The sequence below is a fragment of the Planococcus alkaliphilus genome (assembly GCF_057031095.1).
On the sequence record NZ_CM168060.1, the window covers coordinates 536,516 to 556,081 of the forward strand.

A 19,566-nucleotide genomic window follows, 5' to 3' on the forward strand; every position below is an offset into this window, starting at 1 on the left:
ATGGAATTTCAGCTAGTAGAATTAGGAAATGATGAATTCGCTTATCGCCAGGAAGAAGCAGGAATGCTTAAGGCGGAAATTACATGGACCGAACTGGCGAATGTCATGGTGATCGAGCACACTTTTGTAGATGAATCGATGCGCAACCAAGGCATTGCGAAAAAATTGCTTGATCGCGCTGCCGACTATGCCCGTGAACATAATTACAAAATGGAGCCGGTTTGTTCGTATGCAGTTGTTGCATTCGATCGCTATAAAGACTACGATGATGTGAAAATTTAAGCATGCAAAAAGCAATCCTCTTCAATTTCGAGTGGATTGCTTTTGCTATGTTGCCAATATGTAGTTTTCCATCCTCATCCTCCGTGTTATAGGCTTGTCATAAAGAAAACGATAGCAGTTAAAACAGAAGCGCCGCCAATTCCATACATAAAGTCTGCTTGATTAAAAATCAACTTCTTTTCCATTAATTTCATCTCCCTTAAAGTATTTGTTAATAATTAACTACCCCGATCCCGAAAGCTTAAACAGGTTTTATTAATTTTAATCAGGGAAACTGTTTAGGGAGGGCTTTCAATCAAGCCAGAAGAAAAGTGAGAAAGAGGTGCATGAAATGAATAATGGAGTTGTCAGCAGAGGTGCAGAAAAAACATTAGGTGTAATAGGCATTATCTTTAATCTTTTAACCATCGCCCTATTGGTAATCGGTATCCTTAGTTTCGACAGTGTGCAAAACACGACAGAATTCCAGGATTTTGAGCAAGAAATCTTGAATGATTCAACATTTGCAAGCCCGCAAGACGCCCAAGCCTTTTTGGATACGTTCATTTCCAGCTTTAGCATCATTGGCTGGATAATCGTTGCGTTGCTTGCAATCAGTACCATTTTAGCGATTCTAGCTATCGCTAATCTGCGAAATAACCGCAATCCTAAAGCTGCCGGGGTATTTTTCATCATCGCAGGGCTATTTGCAGGGTTGCTCTCGTTAACGTCGATCTTATTCTACATTGCGGCAATCATGTGCTTTGTACGAAAAGGGACTAAACGGGACGATTACTCGTCAGGACACGATGACTTCAACGGACGCAATGACGATGTGAAGTTAAAGGAAGAACAGCGAATTCGTGAAGAAGAACGGACCCGCCAAGAAGAGCGCCTTCGCCAGGAAGAACTGCGCAGACAAAATGATACCACCAATAATAATCCGCTTCATAAAGATGACGATACGTATCGTCCCCTATAAACGAAAAACACCCGTTCTTTTAAAGAACGGGTGTTTTTAAGTAATAAATATATTTGGCAGTCTGCAAAGGGTAGCCTTCAAAGACTTCTTCAAATTCTTCTACTAATTCAAAGCCATTGCGTTCATAGAACTTCCGGCCTTTTTCATTTTTGCTTTCCACATAAACAAATAATTGCGAGCCATCTTTTAAATGGGATAGTCCGCTCGACAACAATTGTTTGCCGTAGCCATTGCGCTGAAATTCAGGTTTCAGGTAAAGCGCAATCAGCTCAGCATCACCGTCTTCGTCTACACGGGTGAAATTGGCAAATCCGACGGGTTCGGTGCCATGAAAAGCTAGCAAAACGATGGTTCTCTCGAGTCTCATCTCCATCATGGGCGTAGAGTACGATTTATCTAAAAATTGTTTTTGGACAGTTGGAGGAATAATGCCTTCATAAGTATCAACCCAGCTAACGTGTGCGATTTCCTGGACAGATGCAATATCATCAATCGTGCCTGCACGAATCATTTGCTCACCTCTAAAATTCTTTCCGTTATCATATCAAAAATACATCCAAATAGCCACTAATGTGAAATAATGAAAAGAGAGAGGGAGGCGAAGAAATTGGAGTGGAATGCCTATCATTTTGATGAACTGACTGCCCGTAAATTATATGAGTTTTTGAAATTGCGGGTGGACGTATTTGTAGTGGAACAGAATTGCCCTTATCCGGAATTGGATGACTTAGATCAAGAATCCATTCACATCGCTTATAGCGAGAATGGCAAAACATTGGCTTATGCCAGGCTCGTTCCGGCAGGGGTAAAGTATGAAATTCCTTCTATCGGACGGGTCATCGTCCGTGCTGAAGCAAGAAATCGGGGGCTCGCTAAACAATTAATGGTCCAAGCAATGGACTATATCTTGAATGAATGGCAAGCCAATGAAATTCAATTGCAAGGGCAAGTATACTTGCAAGAGTTTTATGAGTCCTTCGGTTTTCTGCCGATTTCAGAGGCATACGATGAAGATGGAATTCCGCATGTGGATATGAAATTCACCAACAATAAAATGTAATGCTTTTGACATGTGAATGTTGCATAAGTTTAGTAAAATAGGGTAAACAAGTTTTAATAGAGAATAGGAGTGAAGTAAATGGCAAAAAGAAGAGGGATATTATTGGCAGGTTTAGCTGCCGGCGCATATGCATACTTCAAAAAACCAGAAAATCGTGAAAAAGCCACTGTAGCTTTTAATAATGCGAAAACGAAGGTGAATTCATTTATGGAATCTCAAAACTTGGATAAACTAAACAAAACATCAACTGATGGACAAGAATCGACAAAAGACCGCGAAAAAGAAATGGTCAATGAAGGCGGAGAGCCAGGCGTCCAATATTATAATGAAGATAAAAAAGCAGATGAAAATGCGAAGCTATCTTCAAACGATACGAGCGAAGAAAAATCAGAGAACACGAAGACCGTATCGCCGGAGCCGCGCATTGGCACCGATAATATCTAAATGAGTGGCCGAAAAAGAAGGATGGTTAAAAACCATCCTTCTTTACTGCGTTTTGCCTTTTAGCCACCATACCATTCAGCGCTGCTATGATGAGCAGCAAACTTCCACTTAAGATAAATCCTTCATTTGCGGATAATTCCAGCGCTCCAGTAACGCTGGATCCGGCAACCACACCAAAAGAAAAGAATGCATAGAAATAGCCATAAGCTCTTCCACGCGATTGCGGATTCGTCGAATCGACCAAGAGCGAGTTGATGGAAGGAAAAAGAAGGGCAAAGCCGATTCCGTAGCTCGCCATGGCGATATACATAAGTGCTGCAAGAGAAACCGCACTTAGAAGAAAAAGGGAAAGCGCCATACACGTAAAGCCGGCGATCAATGTATAGACAGGTTTTACATGGTCGAATAAGCGATTGACCGGCAGCAGAAACACCAAAATGGCAGCAATGCCGAAAGTACTCAGCAGCAAGCCGCTCATTTCAGAAGGCAATTGAAGCGCATCGATTTTAAGGGGCAGCATGTAAGCAAGCACACCTTGAGAGAACATTAAGAAAAAAGCGCCGATAAATGCTTGGAACAAGCCGCGGTTGCGGATGGAAATCATACTGGCAGTTTGGACAGATTCTTGCTTGGCAGCAGGTTCTTTCTTCAGCAAGAAGTAAGAGACAGCACCAAGCACTAGAAGAATGATGCCTGTGACTCCCATCATTTCCGGGACACTTGTACGGCTCGCGTAAATGGCGCCGAAAGCCGGGCCAATAATAGCGGCTAATCCGACAAAAGCTCCGGAAACTGCAGCCCCTTTTCCTCGCCGGTTCTGCTCGGTTTTATTGGCCAGAAAAGTGAAAGCGGCAGGTACCGTGAAGCCGGCAGCCAATCCGTGGAAAAAGCGGATGATCAACAAACTGTACGGGCCATCTGCTAAATGATAGGAAAACAAAATTACGCCTGTTGAAACCAGGCCGAAAATCAGTATGGCAAAAGGACCGCGGCGATCGGCGAATATTCCTGATATGACATTTCCTGCCACATTGGACAGTGAATACATGCCTACAGCAAGCCCGGCTATAAAAGGTGTGGCTCCTAGACCGACGGCAAATGGGCTCATGATTGGCAACTGGGCAAACAAGTCAAAAAATGCGAAGAAAATAATCAAATAAATAAAAATGTGCATTGTCGCCCTCACTTTCAGTAATTAAAGTACAGTGGGATTAACTTGACCCTAAGAGAGGGTAAAGGTAAATATGGTTATATCATACCACCGGAGGTAACTAAATGAAAAAAGCGATGTTTATCTTGAATCCATCTGCAGGAAAAGAGAAAGCGGCCCAATATCGTGCCCAAGTAGAACAGACATTAGTAGATATGAGCTATAGTGTAGACACAAGAACTACGGAAAAGCAGCATGACGCGACAAATTTTGCCCGTGAAGCCTGTGAATTGAAATATGATTTCGTCGTAGCGATGGGCGGCGATGGAACGATCAATGAAGCTGTTTCCGGTTTAGCGGAACAGCCGCACCAGCCGCTGTTTTCCTTGATTCCGCTTGGAACCGTCAATGACTTTGCCCGGGCACTGGGGATTTCATTAGATCCGCCGGAAGCGATTGAAGCGCTGAAAACAGGATACGAAAAAAGAGTGGATATCGCAAAAGTGGGCGATCATTATTTCATGAATATTTTGGCGCTCGGGCAAATTGCCGAATCGACTTATGAAGTGTCACCAGAGCAGAAAACGCGATTAGGGGCCCTGGCTTATTTCATAGAAGGAGTTAAGGCGATTACTTCGGATGCGGAACAATATTTTAAAATCACACATGACCATGGGGAGTGGGAAGGCGAAGCGAAACTGGTGCTAGTCGCGTTGACCAATTCGGTTGGCGGATTTGAAAAGCTGGCGCCAGAAGCCTTAACGGACGATGGGCTACTGCACGTCTATATTGTGAAAAATGCAGCTTTGCCTGCTTTTATCCGTATAGCAGGTGCGATGTTAAGAGGGAAGCTTGAAAAAGATCCGGCAGTAGAAGTGGTTCATACAACCCGAGTTTCCATTGACACAAGTGAGCCGATTTCATGTAATATCGACGGCGATGAAGGTTCCCCGACTCCTTTTACAATCGAAGTTCTTCCACGGCATATTCGGGCTTTGATCCCGCCTGATAAAGAATAGAAACGAGGGAGCAAAAGCCAGCCTTTCTTGGGAAAGACTGGCTTTTAACCTTTAATTTTAAAATATTGGAAATTTATTAGTTTCCAGAGAAACCCTTTTGACAGATATTCATCATTTGTAGTATAGTTTTAGGGAAAATATTTCCTTTAATAAGGTATTAAAGGTAAAATGGTAATAAACCATATTACATAAAAAATTTAATAAGTTCTACTTTGTGCTATGTTCATCTCGTGCGATTCAGTATATAGTTGAAGTAACTGCTCAAAATTTAGAACTTAGAAAGACGGGGAAAAAATGAATATACTAGCTGCGCCATCGATTCAAGAAACAATTTCCAAGATTTTCATGAATGAAAGTGAAAATCTGAATCAATATGAGGGAATTGAAAAGTTTTTTGAAATCGAAACACAATTAATTTATGAAATCCACCATCTTGAAAAAGACCGGGCAAAACAAACTTTGCGTCTTTTGATCGATTTAATCGGTATTAAAGCAGGCAAAGATACCATTCGCCAAGTCCGCAACTATTACATAGTGCTGTCATCTGTAATGGCCCGTAAACTTTATGAAATGCGCGTGCCGCCTAAAAAAGCGTTTGCCTTCAATACGGCCTGCATCGAATTGGTTGAAAAGCATATGAACGATTCAGAGTTTCTTTACGTGGCTGATGAGTTGATCGAGTTCTTTGTGTCGGTTATTTCCGAACGCAAACAGCCATCTTTTGGCCATCAAACCGTAAACAAAGTAGTCATGTTCATCAATGATGAAGTTGAACGCGACTTGTCGGTAGAGGACATTGCAAAACATTTCCATATCTCAACGAGCCATTTGTCCCGTATTTTCAGAGAACATGCCGGCATTACATTGGTTGAGTATTTAAATGTGCGCCGTGTAGAAGAATCGCAATATTATTTGCGCCACTCGGACAAAGGGATTTCAGAGATTTCGAAGCAATTCCATTTCTGCAACCAAAGCTATTTCACACGCATCTTCAAAAAATACACAACTGTCACACCAAAACAATTCCGCGACAGCCAGCACATTCCGTACTTCCGCTACAATCTGCCAAACTCGAATTAAGGAGAATTTTTTCTCCTTTTTTTCTTGCCTAAAAACTTTTATGGCATTCGCTATTTTGTCACACAATGCAATAAAGTTTGCTAATTCAGAGTCACTGATTGAAATTTATCAATCATATAGGTATACTTCTTTATAGTTGAAAAAGGTGAAGGTGACTAAATTGAAAAAGAAAATGATATTGCTGTCCTTTCTGGCAATGGCGGTTCTCGTATTAAGCGGCTGTTCGGCTGTCGAGAATCAAGAAGGGTTTTTCTATAGTATTTTTGTAAAGCCATTTGCTAGTTCGTTAATTTACTTGGGTGACTTGTTCGGTGGAAGCTATGGTTTAGCGATTGTCGCAATTACTGTAGTAATTCGTCTAATCTTGATGCCGTTCATGCTGCGTACGTATAAACGCCAGCAGGGCATGAAAGTCAAAATGGATAAATTGCGCCCGGAAATGGAAGACATTCAAAAGCGCTTAAAAGAAACAAAAGACAAAGAGGAACAAATGAAAATCCAGCAGGAAATGATGGGTCTATACAAAAAGCATGACGTTAACCCGTTGAACATGGGCTGTCTGCCAGTTGTCATCCAAATGCCAATCATTATGGGTCTTTACTTTGCGATTCTCTACGCTCCGGATTATGTAAAAGACCATGAGTTCCTATGGTTCACATTAGGCTCACCGGATATTTTAATGACTTTGATTGCTGGAGCAGTTTACTTCTTCCAAGCAAAAGTCTCATTATGGACAATGCCGGAACAGCAGCAAAAGCAAATGAAACTTTTCGTTTATATCTCACCAGTGATGATCATGTTCGTATCATTTTCATCCATGGCTGCATTGCCAGTATACTGGGCAGTTGGCGGGATTTTGCTGATCATCCAAACGTTTATCGGACGCAAGTTCTATTCTGAACATCCCGAAAAAGCTTTGGAAGCTGTAGAAGATAAAAAATAAAAACAAAAAGCCGGCATACTTTGCCGGCTTTCTTTTTTAGGAGTGAAAAAAGATGAATTCGAAATGGATACAAGGGATTGCGATGGCTGCATTAAGTCTGGCAGCGCTCGCTTTTCTCGTTATGGGAAATTTAGAAATCACCGTATTATTCATGACTTTGCTTTTTGTGTTGACTAATTCGTTCCGTTATCGCCAGATGAAAGCACAAGGCATGGACCGCGAAGCAAAATGGATGCGTGGGATGGCCATTATTTTTGCCGCATTGTTTGTCATCGTGTTGGTTACAATTCTTGTATAATCAAGTAGTTAAAAACAGCAGCAGCCTAATTGGCTGCTGCTGTTTTTTTGTATTGGTATTTTTCTTTTTGGCGTTCTTCAAGTAAGGTATCTAAGCGTTCCATTAAGCTTGCGATATCCTTTTGTGAAATTCGTTTCAATATACCCAGCTCCCTGTGACAGTTGATACTCATTTATTCGCAGTCACCTCGGAGATTATGGGGGTAGTTTGTAGGAATTTTTATTTTAATAAGAAAATCTTTTTCTAGTGAGCAAAACCAGCAAAATGGCAGGGCCGGAGAATAGAACCATTCCAAGGAACGAAAGGCCAGGAGAGATTTCGTAAAGAAAACCTCCAAGAATGGTCAAAGCGGCAACGCTTAAACTCATAGCAATGGCTGCATACATTCCTTGGGCAGCAGGAATGTGCAAATGATCAAGCTTTTGGAAAATATAGCGGATAAATGCGAAATGCGCCACCCCGAAAGACAAGGCGTGGAAAACTTGGCTGAAGATGAAAACCCAAACGGATGGAAAAAGGAAAATCAGCACCCATCGCAACGTGGAGCCAATACCGGCGATTAAGAACATCGACGAAACGGACCAATTGGCGAACCATGCATCAGCTTTTGCAAATATCAGAATTTCAAAAAGGATCGCTACATTCAAGATGAGGCCAATGTAAAAGCTGTTGACGCCAACATCCTGCAAATAAATAAACCCATAATTATAGTAAGCGGCGTGGGCTCCCTGCAGCAAAGTGGTGATCAGCAACATGAGCATGAACGGTTTTGAACGCAGCAATTCTTTCATGACGCTTCCAGAATCCGTTTTTTTGGATTCAGGTTTAGCTTGTAAGGGAATAGGTGAAGTAGCTGATTGGGTGAAAGCCATGAATAGCAATCCGCCGAGCATTACCCAGTAAATGGCGCTTTCTTGCCATATTGCCGTAGCACCGCCGACAATCAATAATGCGATGGTGTAGCCGACAGAGCCATAAGAACGGCTTTTGCCGTAATGGATACGATCTGTTTTCATCAATACGGTTGCACCGCTTTCCATCGCCGGCAGCAAGTTCGGATAAACAAAGCTGAAAGCGAAAGTTAAGATGAATAGCCACACATAAGAGTTAGCGGGCATATGCAGGAGCATAAGGGCGAAAGATAGAATTGCCAGTAGCTGCATAAGCTTCCCTAACGAAAAGATGCGCGTCATAAGTGGGAAAAATATCAGGGTGGAAAGGGAACGGGCGAACATGCCCGCACCCATGATGAGGCTCGCTGCTGAAACGCTGATGCCTTTATCGTTGGTCAACCATCCTGTCCAATAAGGCAGAAAAACGCCCCATGTGAAAAAGAAAGCGAAAAAATTAAGTGAAAGCCATTTTTGATTGTTCATATTCTTCCCTCGTATCTTGTAAAAAATTCTATTTAAAGTATACCGAATGTTCATTTGTTTAGGGAGAAATTATGCGAGAGTAATGGTAGAATAATAAAGAACTTTAGAGAAAGAAGGAGAACCATGCAATCGCGGTATTCGATGAATCAGAAAAATAAGAAGCCTTATATAAAATGGATCCTCATTAGCCTAGGAATTGTCATTGTTTTAGCTGGAGGGTTTTCCGCTTACTGGATGTCTCTCCACAATTGGGATATAGAAGAAAGTTTAGAGGCTTTATCGCCAGCCGAAACTGAAATCGAAACAGTTGAACCAAATGAAGATGTCTCATCGCAAAAAGGGGAAACGCCTGTGCCTGAAGAGCCTCAAACTCCGGTAGAACCAGAAAAGCCGATTGAACCGGAAGCACCGGAAAAAACGGAAACTCCACCAGCAAAAGTTCCTCCCGCTGATGAAGAAGAGAAAGCGCCGGAGCAAGAAAAGACGCCTCCTGCAAAAGAACAACCGGTAAAAGATGCGACAAAATATCAGGACAATTTAAAATTGCCGGCTAAACCGACAATTATTAACAATATCTTGATCGCCAACAAACAACATCCGCTGCCGCAATCTTACGTACCAGGTGAAAGCAAAGAAGCGAGAGCCGCTTTTGAAGCCATGCGGACAGAAGCGCTAAAAGCGAAAATCGATTTGACGGCATTTAGTACGTATCGTGATTTTGCACGCCAGAAAGTTTTATACGATGGCTATGTTGCTAAAGATGGCCAGCAAGCGGCTGACCGCTATAGTGCACGGCCTGGGTATTCTGAACATCAGACAGGTCTTGCCTTTGACATCGGCGAAACCGGGCAGGAACAGCATTGGGCTTCCGCTACGTTCGGCGACACGAAAGGCGGCAAATGGCTGATGGACAACGCACATCGCTACGGTTTCATTCTCCGCTATCCGGAAGGTGCGGAAAAGATTACAGGCTACATGCACGAATCTTGGCATTATCGCTACGTAGGCAAAGAGATGGCTGCGGATGTCTATGCAAAAGGCGTTACACTGGAAGAATATTTAGGCGTATATTAAAAAGCGTTCCCTCCTTAATTGGATGGGAACGCTTTTTTTACTGCTGTTTTTTTAGGTTCTACACTAATTGTTGGGGTGTTGAAACAATTCGGCCCAAAAAAAGACACGCAATCTCCAAATTCTTTTATACTTGAAATGTCGAATAACAAGTAAAGAAGAGGAGATGCGTGCACTTGAATTTTACCATGAAATTTCCCGGATTAGAAGATGTGAAAATCATGAAGATGGAACAAGTGGAGGACCGGGTGGCCCTGCATGTGGAGTTGGAAGTGAAGGCACACCGTTGCCCGCGTTGCCAGGAGAAGACCCGGCGTGTCCACGATTACCGGATCCAAAAGATCAAACACCTGAAATGGTTTGAACGCCAGACTTACCTTTTCTATAAGAAGAGACGCTACGTATGCGGGGCGTGCGGCAAGAAATTCGCCGAACAGAATTCATTCATCGGCCGCTATCAACGGTTCTCAAAAGAGTGGAACCAAGCGGTTCATGTGCGCAGCGTCAAGGCGAAAACGTTCAAGGAAGTGGCCGGACAATACGGCGCTTCCGCTTCGACCATCGTTCGGCGTTTCGATCTGGTGGCGCTCCAGGAAGTTACTGAAACCGCAAAATTACCGCGTGTGATCGCCATCGACGAATACAAAGGCGACACCCGCGAAGGAAAGTACCAACTGATTATCGCCGATGGCGAAACGAGAGAACCGATCGATATCCTGCCCAACCGGAAAAAAGAGACGATCAAACAGTATCTCCAACAGCACGGAGCTGCGGTGGAAATCGTCGTCATGGACATGAGCCATTCCTTTAAAGCCGCGGTCAAAAAAGCACTCGGCAAACCGGTGATCATCGCCGATCGCTTCCACTTCTGCCGGTACATTTACTGGGCGCTGGACGCGGTCCGCAGACGCGTGCAGAAAAGTTGGAACGACTATGACCGCAAAAAAGGCAAACGGATGCGCTACGTCTTTTACAAAAACAGTGAGAAGTTAACCGAAAAGGACCGTTGGTACTTGAAGCGGTATCTTGAAATGGATGAGGAGCTCAAACGAGCTTACGAACTGAAGGAAGCGTATTGCAGGTGGTTTCAGGCAAGCAAAAAAAGAGATCCCGAGGAAATCCTCAAGACCAAAGAAGCGTTGCTGGAATTTTATCGGCTGGTGGAACAAGCGGGCATTCCCGAGTTCCAGAAAGCCATGGGCACCTTCCGAAACTGGCAGACGGAAATCTTGAACAGCTTCTCGTTCAAGTATTCCAATGGTTTCTTGGAAGGCATCAATAACCTGACAAAAGTGATTAAGCGGAACGCGTTCGGCTTTCAGAATTTCGAACGCGCCCGCGCCAAAATACTACTGACACACAAGTATAAGAATATGGGAGTTCACGTTGGTTAGAGTGAGGAAGATTTCACCTCACCCCAACATTTGACGGAGAACCTTTTTTTAAAAGAGCAGTCTTATAAGATTGGCGATAAAAGCCGGGCAATCGACTCTTTTGTTTTGATCAATTTGGTTCTGGACAGATAGATATCCATCGTCAGTTCCGTAGAGAGCTCCACGTCCTGGTGGAATAATTCCGCAAGATCAGAGGAAACTTTTTCGTCATAGATGAAGGCATTAATTTCAAAGTTCAATTTAAAGCTCCGTACGTCGATATTAGCCGTTCCAACGGTAGATGCCTTGCCGTCGATCACAATCATTTTTGTATGGATAAATCCATTATCGTAAACATAGACCCGTGCACCCGCCCTTAATAGCTGTCCGGCATAAGAGTATGTCGCCCAGTAAACGAAGGGGTGGTCAGGTTTGTTGGGGATCATGACGCGCACATCGATGCCGGATAAGGCAGCAATTCGAATCGCGTCATAGAAACTGGCATCCGGTATGAAATAAGGCGTTTGGATATAAATTGATTCTTTCGCCATATTAATGAGTTTCAGGTAGCCGTCTTTGATCTGTTCCCATTCCTCGTCCGGACCGCTCGAGACAATCTGCATCGTGGTCACGCCTTTTTCAGGAATGGCAGGAAAGAAGATTTCATCGTATTCGATATCGTGGCGGGCAGAGGCCTGGTTCCAGTCTAAAATAAAACGGGTTTGCAGCGGATGGACAGCACTGCCTTCTACACGCAGATGGGTGTCTCGCCAGTAGCCGAATTTCCGGCTTAAGCCGATATACTCGTCTCCAACGTTGAATCCGCCGATATAGCCAACGCGTCCGTCAATAACCACGATTTTGCGGTGATTTCGGTAGTTCAGGCGCGGATTGATGATTGGCAAGACGGAAGGGAAGAACGTTTCCACTTCTCCGCCCGCTTGGATAAATTCCTTGAAATGCCGTTTGCTGAGGCGGCGCGATCCCATGTCGTCATAAAGGAGGCGGACTTTGACGCCTTCTTTCGCCTTTGCAGTCAACGTCTTTAAAAGGCGTGTGCCGAGGCCGTCTAAACGGAAAATATAGTACTGCATATGTATATGATCTTTTGCTTTTTCCATATCAGCTATCAATGCATCAAATTTCTGGCGGCCATCATTAAAGATTTGGACAGCGTTGTCCTGGGTCAATACGGCCCCGTTATTCCGCAAGTGAAGATAAACCAATTCTTTGTATTCATGCACATTGTCATCACGAAAATGGAAATCGTCCTCGTCTAATGCATGCAATTGATGCTTGATCAAACTGTCGATTCCGACTTTTGTCCGGCCTTCCCATTTAAAGAGCGTTTTTTTTCGGAGCTGGCGGCCTAAAAGAAGATAGACGAAGAATCCGACTATCGGAATGAAGAAAAGAACCAATAGCCACGCCCAAGTGGAAGAAGCATCGCGCCGTTCCAGAAAAACCAGCGCTGCAGCTAGAAAAATATTGAGTACGAAAGTGGCTGCGGTCAATACACTAATAATGGAAATCGTCATTTTTCTCCCCCGTTTATAGTTGCTTCGCTTTTTTAAGTATAGCCTATTTGGTCGAAAGGAAGAAGGAAAGTGAAGCCGAAAGTAAGTATCTTCTCCTATATCAGCCCATACAAAAAAAGACGCATTTGATAAGTCATCAAATGCGTCCACCACCTAATTGATCTGTTCTTCTTGCTTGAGCTGTTCCACGATTCCTTCAACTTCAGACCGTGTAATTTTCTCTTTTCCGGATTTTAATGCTTTCAAGGTACTGTGCGCTAAAGCCAATGGCACTTTGCAGAACATCAAAATCCGTTTATTTTTAATCGATTTTACGTATTGGTTAGCCTGTTCCAAATTGCCGTTTGCGTAATTGAACATGTCTTCACGCGTCCAACCATCTGGTACAAAAGTGACGCCGCGTTCCAGGTCCTCATCGTAGTTGCGGAGCATATTTACAGCTTGTAGGCCCCGTCCAAAAGCGATGGCCAGTTCTGGATCCGTTTCTGTATTGTCATGCCATTTCCATAAGTCGGAAAGCATCGTGCCGACAAGTCCAGCTACGTAATACGTGTAATCATCCAAATCTTCCTTCGTTTCAATAACCCACTTTTTCTCTACCCATTTCGCCATTCCGGCTGCCATGATAGAAGTGGATTCCTTCACTTTTTCCACGATTTCCGGAGGACAGACGCTGATCCAATCGGCTAAGCGCTTTGTAACCGGCGGCAGAAAGTTGTCGTATGGTTTGATCAAAGCTTCGTAAGCAAACCGGTCGAATGGCGCTTTCAACAATTCGCTGGTTGCGGATAAAAGGTGAATTTTTGCTTCATCCTCCAATTCCGGATGGTCTTCAATTTCATCAATTGCCCGCATGCATAAATAGGCAGAAGCTACAGTTTTTTTCAAATTAGATTCTAAAAAATTGATTGGGATGAAAAAAGTCCGGCTCGTTTCCTTCAACATGACCATGGACTCTTTTTGCAAATTCGCGACTTTACTCATCTCAATTTCCTCCTGTTCATAGGCAAATCTGTTTTTTTCATCTAAAAATACACAAAAATCTTTGGAAATCACGAAACTGCCTTTTCTTTAAATATAAACGAATTGGCTAAAAAAACAAATGTTTGCTTGAATACGCATAAATTATGTATAAAAATAGCCTTCCAAGGCCGTAAAAGCGGCTCGAAGGCTATTTGGAGTGGAAGTGTTTCCAAGCTTCCTGGATTCCGCCTGCATACCCTTTAGTGGCGCGGAAAATGAGGGGGTGTTCTTCACTTTCCAACAGTTCCGGAAGGGCGTTGCCGACAATAACAGAAGGAAAACCAAGTGTCAGCATCTCCAAGTCGTTTCCGGAATCTCCAGCTACTAACAGTTTTGCATCGCGAATATTGTATTTGTCCAATAAATATTGCAAAGCTTGTCCCTTGCCACTTAGCAATGGCACGATGTCAACATCGCGTCCACCGCTGAATATCAATTTATACGGAATGCCCGAGGCTTCCAGCTTAGTTTGGAATTCTTCAACAGGCTGTTTTTCGTCAACATAATAGGAACAGCGATTTTCAAGCAAAAGCGGCTGTTTCGTCAAACCGGAAACTGTGGCGGCAATTGCGTCAATCGCATCGGGGTTCCAACTTTCCAACATCCGGGCTTCCCAGTCCTTGTCTTGTTCGAAGTTTTCACCGATGTGGATGGTCGTACCGACGTCTGTCACTAAAATATCCGGTACTGGCAAATTCTCGCTTTCAATTAAAGATAAAGCTGAGTCAAAATATCGGCCTGTAATGTAGATAAGAGAAACATCATAAATTTGTTCATCGTAGAATTTCAGCAATTGCTGAAGACCTTCGGAATCACCAACCAGTGTTCCGTCCAGGTCTGTTGCTAATATATGCTTTGCTTCGTGCACTGCTAATCACCTCATACATAGAATCAATGCGTTCGGAAATGGAATCCCAGTCAAAATCTTTCTGTGCAATTCTGACAGCTTGACGGCTCAAGCGTTCAACCAATAATGAATTGATCGACAAGATTTCCATGGCAATTCCTAAATCGATCTCATTTTTAGTTTCGACCAGCAAACCGGTAATGCCATCCTGGACGACGTTTTTCAAACCGCCCACATCCGATGCGATAACAGGGCTTCCGCATGCTTGAGCTTCTGCAGCAACCATGCCGAACGATTCGTAATAACTCGGAACAATAGTAGCAGTGGCAATATTAAACAACCTTGCCAGCTGTTCCTGCGATTGCGGCCCAAGAAATTCAACATATTTTTCAATGCCTTTGACAGCATCGCGCAGTTTAGGGTCGAGCGGCAATCGTGTGGCGTGATCGATCCCATCTTGTTCTCCGCCAGCAATCAAAAGTCGAGGCTTGAATTTGGCTTCGGTCTTATTAACCAACAGCTGAAATGCATTCAGCAGTGTGAAGATTCCCTTAGTTTCTTCTAACCTTCCGGCAAAAACGAAGAGAGGAGCTTCAAAGCCGGATTTTTTTCTGAGATGTGAACGGATTCCCTGCACGGTAAATGCCTGGTCCACCCCGATGGGGATCACTTTGATAGGAGAAGGCGACTCAAGGTTTTCCTGAATCAATTGTTTCTCATTATTGGTAGTAGCAATTACTTGATCGGCTGTTTTTAAAATAGACTTTTCAGCTTTGATGCGCCGTGCATCTGTAACGCCGGTCGCTTTCGCTTTTGCCCATCCGAGAGAATGGGATGTATGGATAAACGGAAGTCCGAATTCTTCTTTCAGTTTTTTCCCGATTAAGCCGGAAAGCCAGTAATGTGTGTGGACCAAATCATATGAAGAAAGGTTCAGCGCACTTTTCATCTCTTTATAGAAAGCCGGGAGCATCGTAAACATTTCATCTTTAGATACAAATCCTTTATGGCCGGCTTCGACCCGTATGACGCGGCAAGCAGTTCCGAATTTCTCGATTCTTGGTGCTGAAGCGTCGCACCAATGGGTGACAACATCTATTTGCCAACCTCTTTTCTCAAGGGCAAGGGCTAATTGTTTAACGTAATTATTTTGACCGCCGGCTTGTTTGCCTCCTAATTTTGCCAAAGGATCGCCGTGGTCTGAAACAAAAAGCGCTCTTTTAATCATTGTGCTCATCTCCATTCGATGTCATTTCAGTTTCTATAAAAAAACGGAACTGGACTATTTTTATACCCGTTTTCTGAAATATTAAAACATATTTTTGATTTATTCGGCTAAATCGTATTTATTTGCGCTGCCTATAGAAAGCCTCTTGGAAAATCTTTTCCAAGAGGCTTTCTGTTTTAAGGATGCAGCGTATCAACAAATTTGCCGTATTTTGGAACTGCGAGATCTGGGAAGTTCTCAGCCAATTCCACGAGACCTTTTGCTAAAGCGGAACCTCTTATCGGCTTGCCGTGTCCTGTAGCTGCCACCGAAGGGCGGAGGTCCGCAAGCTTTACAACGGATTCCCAAGCGGCCCGCCAGTCCGGCGTCAAATAGACAGGCGGCCCGTATACGCCTTTCTTTTGCGTCAGGACCCGGTAAAGTGAATCTTGTTTCACTGTGACAAAAGCATCTCCTGCAATAAGGATGCGTCCGTGCTCCCGGAATAGGGAAACGTGGCCTTCCGTATGGCCAGGAGTATGGATCCAGCGCCATCCTGGCATATCCGGAACTGTTCCGTCCTCCGGCAATGCATGAAGGCGAGTTGAAATATCAATGGCTTTCACTGGAAATTCTTTCGACATTTTGACGATCCATCCACCTTCTGCTTCAAAATCCGGTTCAGGATAGTCGGTGATTCCTTTTAAATAAGAGAATTCCAATGGGTGGGCATAAACCGGCACATCATGTGTCTCCAAAATTTCAATCAATCCGCCAACATGGTCGAAATGGCCGTGTGTTAAAATAATGGACTTTAATTTATGGTCGGGGCCAAAATGATTTTCTGCTTCTTTTAAAATACGCTGTCCAGAAGCCGGCATGCCTGCATCGACAAGTACCCATTCATTGCTTGCGGCTGGATTTCCGATGAAATACACATTCGCCACTTGAATGGTATAGCAGTATATATCAGGTGCGACTTCATAACCGGATCCGCTTCTAAATGAGGTCACCGGCAATACTTTCTCGGTGGAAGAACTTTTTTCCATAAAAACGCCTCCTTGATTTCCAGATAAATTTTCTTTCTTAATCTCTACCCTCATCCCGAGCTTTTAAATCCATTCAAAGTCAGAGGCATTTGAGTATGACTGCCAACTCCAGTAAAATGAAGATAAGAAATTATAGAGACTGGGTGTTTAAATGAAGTCAGTAATTATTATCGGCTCCGGAATTCTCGGGGCTTCTACTGCATACGAAGCTGCCAAGCGCGGTGCAGAAGTGACCTTAATCGATCGAGGAGATGCAGGGCAAGCAACTGGTGCAGCGGCCGGAATCGTTTGTCCGTGGATTTCACAGCGAAGAAATAAGGCTTGGTATGGACTTGCGAAAAACGGGGCTGCTTACTACCCTGAATTAATCCAGGCATTGGAAGCGCTTGGCCAGCAAGAAACAGGCTATAAGCAAGTTGGCATCGTCAGCATACATGAAGACAGCAAACTGGATAAAATGGAAGAAAAGGCACGTGAACGCCGGGAAGAAGCGCCGGAAATGGGAGAAGTTAAGAGGCTTTCCCCGGAAGAGACGCAAGAACGATTCCCTTTCGCAACAGGGCCATATGGTTCTCTTTATGTCAGCGGCGCAGCAAGAGTGGAAGGGCATTCTGTCCGAGATGCTTTAATCGGAGCAGCAGTGAAACTGGGAGCGAAAAAAGTGCATGGAAATGCAGAGCTGATCCTAGAAGGAACGAAAGTGGCAGGAGTAAAAGCAGGCAGCCAGGAATTTTATGCAGACAGCATCGTATCCACAGGGGGTGCTTGGGCGGCTGAGCTATTCGAACCGCTCGGACTGCAATTTAAAGTTGTGCCGCAAAAAGCGCAAATTCTTCATCTGCATTCGGAAGAAGCGCCGACCGAAGAGTGGCCGGTAGCGATGGTGCCTTACGGATTATACATTGTGCCTTTTTCAGAAGGGCGCATCGTCGCTGGCGCCACGCATGAAAACGATGCAGGATACGACACGAAACTGACAGCTGGCGGAATCCATCACATCCTGGATAAAACGCTTGACGCAGCTCCAGGGCTTGCGGCAGCTGAGTTGACGGGAGCCGCGACCGGTTTTCGCCCTTCGACTCAAAGTGCATTGCCGGTCATTGGGCCAGTGCCAGGCCATGCTAATCTTTTTGCAGCGAACGGCTTAGGGTCCTCAGGTCTGACAGCAGGCCCGTATTTAGGCATGCAATTAGCGAAGCTAGCAATAGGGGAACCTATGGATATTGATTTGAGTCTCTATGAAATAGAAGAGATTTTCGAACGCGAATAGAAGGGGGAATAGCTGTGTACTGGTGCAAAATTGCCCGAAGCGAGGAAGAGTTCCAAGCGATTGCCCAATTGAATTATGAGACCTTTGTCGAAGAGATTCCACAGCACGAAGCAGACGGTTCTGGGGTAAGGGTAGATCCTTTTCATGCACAGAATACGTATCTGATTGTTTTAGCGGATTCAGAGCTTGTGGGCATGATTGCGCTGCGGTCTGCACGCCCTTTTTCATTGGATCTGAAAATCGGTGAGGTAGAGCGGTATTTGCCGGATTCTCATAAAATCTGCGAAATCAGATTGATGGCTGTCCGGAAACAGCATCGGAACGGCCGGGTATTTTTCCTGATGGCCCGGGCACTTTCGGATTATTGCTACGCCGAAGGATTCGATGCGGCAGTCATATCAGGGACCACACGGCAATTGAAGTTATATGGCCAATTGGGCTTTAAAGCCATCGCAGATCCTGTAGGAACAGGGGATGCGGTGTTCGTGCCAATGGCTACGACGCGCGGCCAATATGCGGAGTCTGTAGCTGCACGCCTCCAAACCGGACGGAAATTATTTTTGCCGGGACCCGTAAAGTTAACGGGGCCGCTTGCGGCACCTTTTACGGAAGACCCGGTTTCCCATCGCTCGTCCACTTTCCAGGCAGTATTGGAAGAAACGAAAGAAAAGCTAAAAGAGATGACCGGATCTTGTCCGCATTTTTTATTCGGCAGCGGAACGCTCGCCAATGAAGCGATGCTTGCCCAAATAAGCCGGCTTGAAAGCCGCGGCTTAATCTTAGTGAATGGTGAATTTGGCAGACGGCTAAAAGATCAGGCAAGCAAGTGGAAACTGGATTTTGAAGTAGAGGAGCAGGAATGGGGCAGCGCTTTTTCGCTGGCTTCCATTCAAAAGCGACTCCAGCAGCAAAGTTTCGGCTGGCTTTTAATGGTGCACGGTGAAACTTCGACTGGCATGCTGAACGATATCGGAAGTTTTACAGCAATTTGCGATCAGCTGCAAGTGAAACTTTGCGTCGATGCCGTCAGCAGTTTTGGGGCGGTTCCGCTTTCCTTTGAAAATATTTGGCTTGCGACGGCCGTAAGCGGAAAAGCGATCGGGACAAGCAGTGGGCTCGCCATCGTTTTTGCTTCCTATTCTGTAACGCCTGATGCCGAGTTGCCTGCGTATTTGGATTTAGGCCATTACAGCAATAAGGTGCCGTTTACTTTGTCCTTTTCATTGTTAAAAAGCTTCAAAATTGCGCTGGATGCTTATCCCGAGCGTTTTGGAAAACTGGCGGATCGGTTGGCTTCAGTGAAGCAGGATACTGCAAATTGGCCGAAGCTTGCAGAAGGTTTTCCGACAGCAATTACTTTTAAAGGCGAGCACAACTACAAACATTTCGCACTGGATGCGCATTTGTCCGGGTTGGAGCTTCATAGTATGAGCTCTTACCTTCACGAAAGAGAGCTGTTCCAAGTGTCTTGCATCCAGCCGGATTTTGAGGCGGATTGGCAGCAGCTCATGAAATTCCATGAAGGCTATTTTAAGCACCTAGCTAAATAAAAGCCTGGCCGAATTTTTATTCGGC

The 19,566-nt window shown here is 44.4% G+C and carries 20 protein-coding genes; 12 read left to right on the forward strand and 8 right to left on the reverse strand.

Annotated features, from left to right (window positions below; all coding sequences use genetic code 11):
- Positions 1–282: a GNAT family N-acetyltransferase gene (locus AC2EXB_RS02855; protein WP_251477340.1), complete on the forward strand. Its 282-nt coding sequence runs from the start codon at positions 1–3 to the stop codon at positions 280–282.
- 331 nt (positions 283–613) lie between these two features.
- The gene (locus AC2EXB_RS02860) at positions 614–1,243 is read left to right on the forward strand and encodes a DUF4064 domain-containing protein (protein WP_483603547.1); all 630 of its coding nucleotides are present in this window, start codon (positions 614–616) and stop codon (positions 1,241–1,243) included.
- A gap of 19 nt (positions 1,244–1,262) precedes the next feature.
- Here AC2EXB_RS02860 and AC2EXB_RS02865 read toward each other — a convergent pair whose 3' ends face one another.
- The gene (locus AC2EXB_RS02865) at positions 1,263–1,754 is read right to left on the reverse strand and encodes a GNAT family N-acetyltransferase (protein WP_235198163.1); all 492 of its coding nucleotides are present in this window, start codon (positions 1,752–1,754) and stop codon (positions 1,263–1,265) included.
- A 96-nt stretch (positions 1,755–1,850) separates the two neighbouring features.
- On the opposite strand from AC2EXB_RS02865, the gene AC2EXB_RS02870 reads away from it, so the two are divergent.
- Together AC2EXB_RS02870 and AC2EXB_RS02875 are read left to right on the forward strand one after the other, a co-directional pair.
- The gene (locus AC2EXB_RS02870) at positions 1,851–2,303 is read left to right on the forward strand and encodes a GNAT family N-acetyltransferase (protein WP_483603549.1); all 453 of its coding nucleotides are present in this window, start codon (positions 1,851–1,853) and stop codon (positions 2,301–2,303) included.
- Between the two features lie 78 nt (positions 2,304–2,381).
- Positions 2,382–2,747, forward strand: coding sequence for a hypothetical protein (locus tag AC2EXB_RS02875; protein WP_235198165.1), 366 nt, complete (start codon positions 2,382–2,384; stop codon positions 2,745–2,747).
- 25 nt (positions 2,748–2,772) lie between these two features.
- Here AC2EXB_RS02875 and AC2EXB_RS02880 read toward each other — a convergent pair whose 3' ends face one another.
- Entirely contained in the window at positions 2,773–3,921 is a 1,149-nt protein-coding gene (locus AC2EXB_RS02880) for an MFS transporter (protein ID WP_483603551.1), read from the reverse strand.
- Between the two features lie 101 nt (positions 3,922–4,022).
- On the opposite strand from AC2EXB_RS02880, the gene AC2EXB_RS02885 reads away from it, so the two are divergent.
- The 4 genes from AC2EXB_RS02885 (at position 4,023) to AC2EXB_RS02900 (ending at position 7,237) form a co-directional block, all read left to right on the forward strand.
- Positions 4,023–4,916 carry a diacylglycerol/lipid kinase family protein gene (locus AC2EXB_RS02885; RefSeq protein WP_483603553.1) on the forward strand — a complete coding sequence of 298 codons (894 nt, stop codon included), beginning with the start codon at positions 4,023–4,025 and terminating at the stop codon, positions 4,914–4,916.
- A 294-nt stretch (positions 4,917–5,210) separates the two neighbouring features.
- Positions 5,211–5,996: a helix-turn-helix domain-containing protein gene (locus AC2EXB_RS02890; protein WP_052653177.1), complete on the forward strand. Its 786-nt coding sequence runs from the start codon at positions 5,211–5,213 to the stop codon at positions 5,994–5,996.
- A gap of 160 nt (positions 5,997–6,156) precedes the next feature.
- On the forward strand, positions 6,157–6,939 hold the full coding sequence (gene yidC, locus AC2EXB_RS02895) for a membrane protein insertase YidC (protein WP_235198168.1): 783 nt from the start codon (positions 6,157–6,159) through the stop codon (positions 6,937–6,939).
- A 52-nt stretch (positions 6,940–6,991) separates the two neighbouring features.
- Positions 6,992–7,237, forward strand: a complete 246-nt coding sequence (locus tag AC2EXB_RS02900) for a hypothetical protein (protein ID WP_235198169.1) — start codon at positions 6,992–6,994, stop codon at positions 7,235–7,237.
- A 224-nt stretch (positions 7,238–7,461) separates the two neighbouring features.
- Here AC2EXB_RS02900 and AC2EXB_RS02905 read toward each other — a convergent pair whose 3' ends face one another.
- A complete protein-coding gene (locus AC2EXB_RS02905; protein WP_483603554.1) occupies positions 7,462–8,613 on the reverse strand; it encodes a 3-phenylpropionate MFS transporter in 1,152 nt (383 codons plus the stop codon).
- A 123-nt stretch (positions 8,614–8,736) separates the two neighbouring features.
- Here AC2EXB_RS02905 and AC2EXB_RS02910 point away from each other — a divergent pair, with 123 nt between their 5' ends.
- On the forward strand, positions 8,737–9,687 hold the full coding sequence (locus AC2EXB_RS02910) for a M15 family metallopeptidase (protein ID WP_483603556.1): 951 nt from the start codon (positions 8,737–8,739) through the stop codon (positions 9,685–9,687).
- 167 nt (positions 9,688–9,854) lie between these two features.
- Entirely contained in the window at positions 9,855–11,078 is a 1,224-nt protein-coding gene (locus AC2EXB_RS02915) for an ISL3 family transposase (RefSeq protein WP_483602296.1), read from the forward strand.
- Between the two features lie 62 nt (positions 11,079–11,140).
- Here AC2EXB_RS02915 and cls read toward each other — a convergent pair whose 3' ends face one another.
- The 5 genes from cls to AC2EXB_RS02940 all read right to left on the reverse strand — a co-directional run bounded on the left by cls (position 11,141) and on the right by AC2EXB_RS02940 (position 16,721).
- The gene (cls, locus tag AC2EXB_RS02920) at positions 11,141–12,595 is read right to left on the reverse strand and encodes a cardiolipin synthase (protein ID WP_483603558.1); all 1,455 of its coding nucleotides are present in this window, start codon (positions 12,593–12,595) and stop codon (positions 11,141–11,143) included.
- A 153-nt stretch (positions 12,596–12,748) separates the two neighbouring features.
- Positions 12,749–13,579, reverse strand: a complete 831-nt coding sequence (locus AC2EXB_RS02925; protein WP_235198172.1) for a squalene/phytoene synthase family protein — start codon at positions 13,577–13,579, stop codon at positions 12,749–12,751.
- A gap of 187 nt (positions 13,580–13,766) precedes the next feature.
- Positions 13,767–14,486: an HAD-IIB family hydrolase gene (locus tag AC2EXB_RS02930; RefSeq protein WP_483603560.1), complete on the reverse strand. Its 720-nt coding sequence runs from the start codon at positions 14,484–14,486 to the stop codon at positions 13,767–13,769.
- Positions 14,431–15,693, reverse strand: coding sequence for a glycosyltransferase (locus AC2EXB_RS02935; RefSeq protein ID WP_235198174.1), 1,263 nt, complete (start codon positions 15,691–15,693; stop codon positions 14,431–14,433). The genes AC2EXB_RS02930 and AC2EXB_RS02935 overlap by 56 nt, the downstream gene beginning before the upstream one ends.
- Positions 15,694–15,869: 176 nt before the next feature.
- Positions 15,870–16,721, reverse strand: coding sequence for an MBL fold metallo-hydrolase (locus AC2EXB_RS02940; RefSeq protein WP_483603562.1), 852 nt, complete (start codon positions 16,719–16,721; stop codon positions 15,870–15,872).
- A gap of 151 nt (positions 16,722–16,872) precedes the next feature.
- On the opposite strand from AC2EXB_RS02940, the gene AC2EXB_RS02945 reads away from it, so the two are divergent.
- Together AC2EXB_RS02945 and AC2EXB_RS02950 are read left to right on the forward strand one after the other, a co-directional pair.
- Positions 16,873–17,991, forward strand: a complete 1,119-nt coding sequence (locus AC2EXB_RS02945) for an NAD(P)/FAD-dependent oxidoreductase (RefSeq protein WP_483603563.1) — start codon at positions 16,873–16,875, stop codon at positions 17,989–17,991.
- A gap of 14 nt (positions 17,992–18,005) precedes the next feature.
- Positions 18,006–19,541 carry a GNAT family N-acetyltransferase gene (locus AC2EXB_RS02950; RefSeq protein ID WP_483603565.1) on the forward strand — a complete coding sequence of 512 codons (1,536 nt, stop codon included), beginning with the start codon at positions 18,006–18,008 and terminating at the stop codon, positions 19,539–19,541.
- Positions 19,542–19,566 lie beyond the last annotated feature (25 nt).

Coding starts and splice junctions, on each gene's coding strand:
- AC2EXB_RS02855 (WP_251477340.1), top strand. CDS start 1: ATGGAATTTCAGCTAGTAGAATTAGGAAATGATGAATTCGCTTATCGC.
- AC2EXB_RS02860 (WP_483603547.1), top strand. CDS start 614: ATGAATAATGGAGTTGTCAGCAGAGGTGCAGAAAAAACATTAGGTGTA.
- AC2EXB_RS02865 (WP_235198163.1), bottom strand. CDS start 1,754: ATGATTCGTGCAGGCACGATTGATGATATTGCATCTGTCCAGGAAATC.
- AC2EXB_RS02875 (WP_235198165.1), top strand. CDS start 2,382: ATGGCAAAAAGAAGAGGGATATTATTGGCAGGTTTAGCTGCCGGCGCA.
- AC2EXB_RS02880 (WP_483603551.1), bottom strand. CDS start 3,921: ATGCACATTTTTATTTATTTGATTATTTTCTTCGCATTTTTTGACTTG.
- AC2EXB_RS02885 (WP_483603553.1), top strand. CDS start 4,023: ATGAAAAAAGCGATGTTTATCTTGAATCCATCTGCAGGAAAAGAGAAA.
- AC2EXB_RS02890 (WP_052653177.1), top strand. CDS start 5,211: ATGAATATACTAGCTGCGCCATCGATTCAAGAAACAATTTCCAAGATT.
- AC2EXB_RS02900 (WP_235198169.1), top strand. CDS start 6,992: ATGAATTCGAAATGGATACAAGGGATTGCGATGGCTGCATTAAGTCTG.
- AC2EXB_RS02905 (WP_483603554.1), bottom strand. CDS start 8,613: ATGAACAATCAAAAATGGCTTTCACTTAATTTTTTCGCTTTCTTTTTC.
- AC2EXB_RS02910 (WP_483603556.1), top strand. CDS start 8,737: ATGCAATCGCGGTATTCGATGAATCAGAAAAATAAGAAGCCTTATATA.
- cls (WP_483603558.1), bottom strand. CDS start 12,595: ATGACGATTTCCATTATTAGTGTATTGACCGCAGCCACTTTCGTACTC.
- AC2EXB_RS02925 (WP_235198172.1), bottom strand. CDS start 13,579: ATGAGTAAAGTCGCGAATTTGCAAAAAGAGTCCATGGTCATGTTGAAG.
- AC2EXB_RS02935 (WP_235198174.1), bottom strand. CDS start 15,693: ATGATTAAAAGAGCGCTTTTTGTTTCAGACCACGGCGATCCTTTGGCA.
- AC2EXB_RS02940 (WP_483603562.1), bottom strand. CDS start 16,721: ATGGAAAAAAGTTCTTCCACCGAGAAAGTATTGCCGGTGACCTCATTT.
- AC2EXB_RS02945 (WP_483603563.1), top strand. CDS start 16,873: ATGAAGTCAGTAATTATTATCGGCTCCGGAATTCTCGGGGCTTCTACT.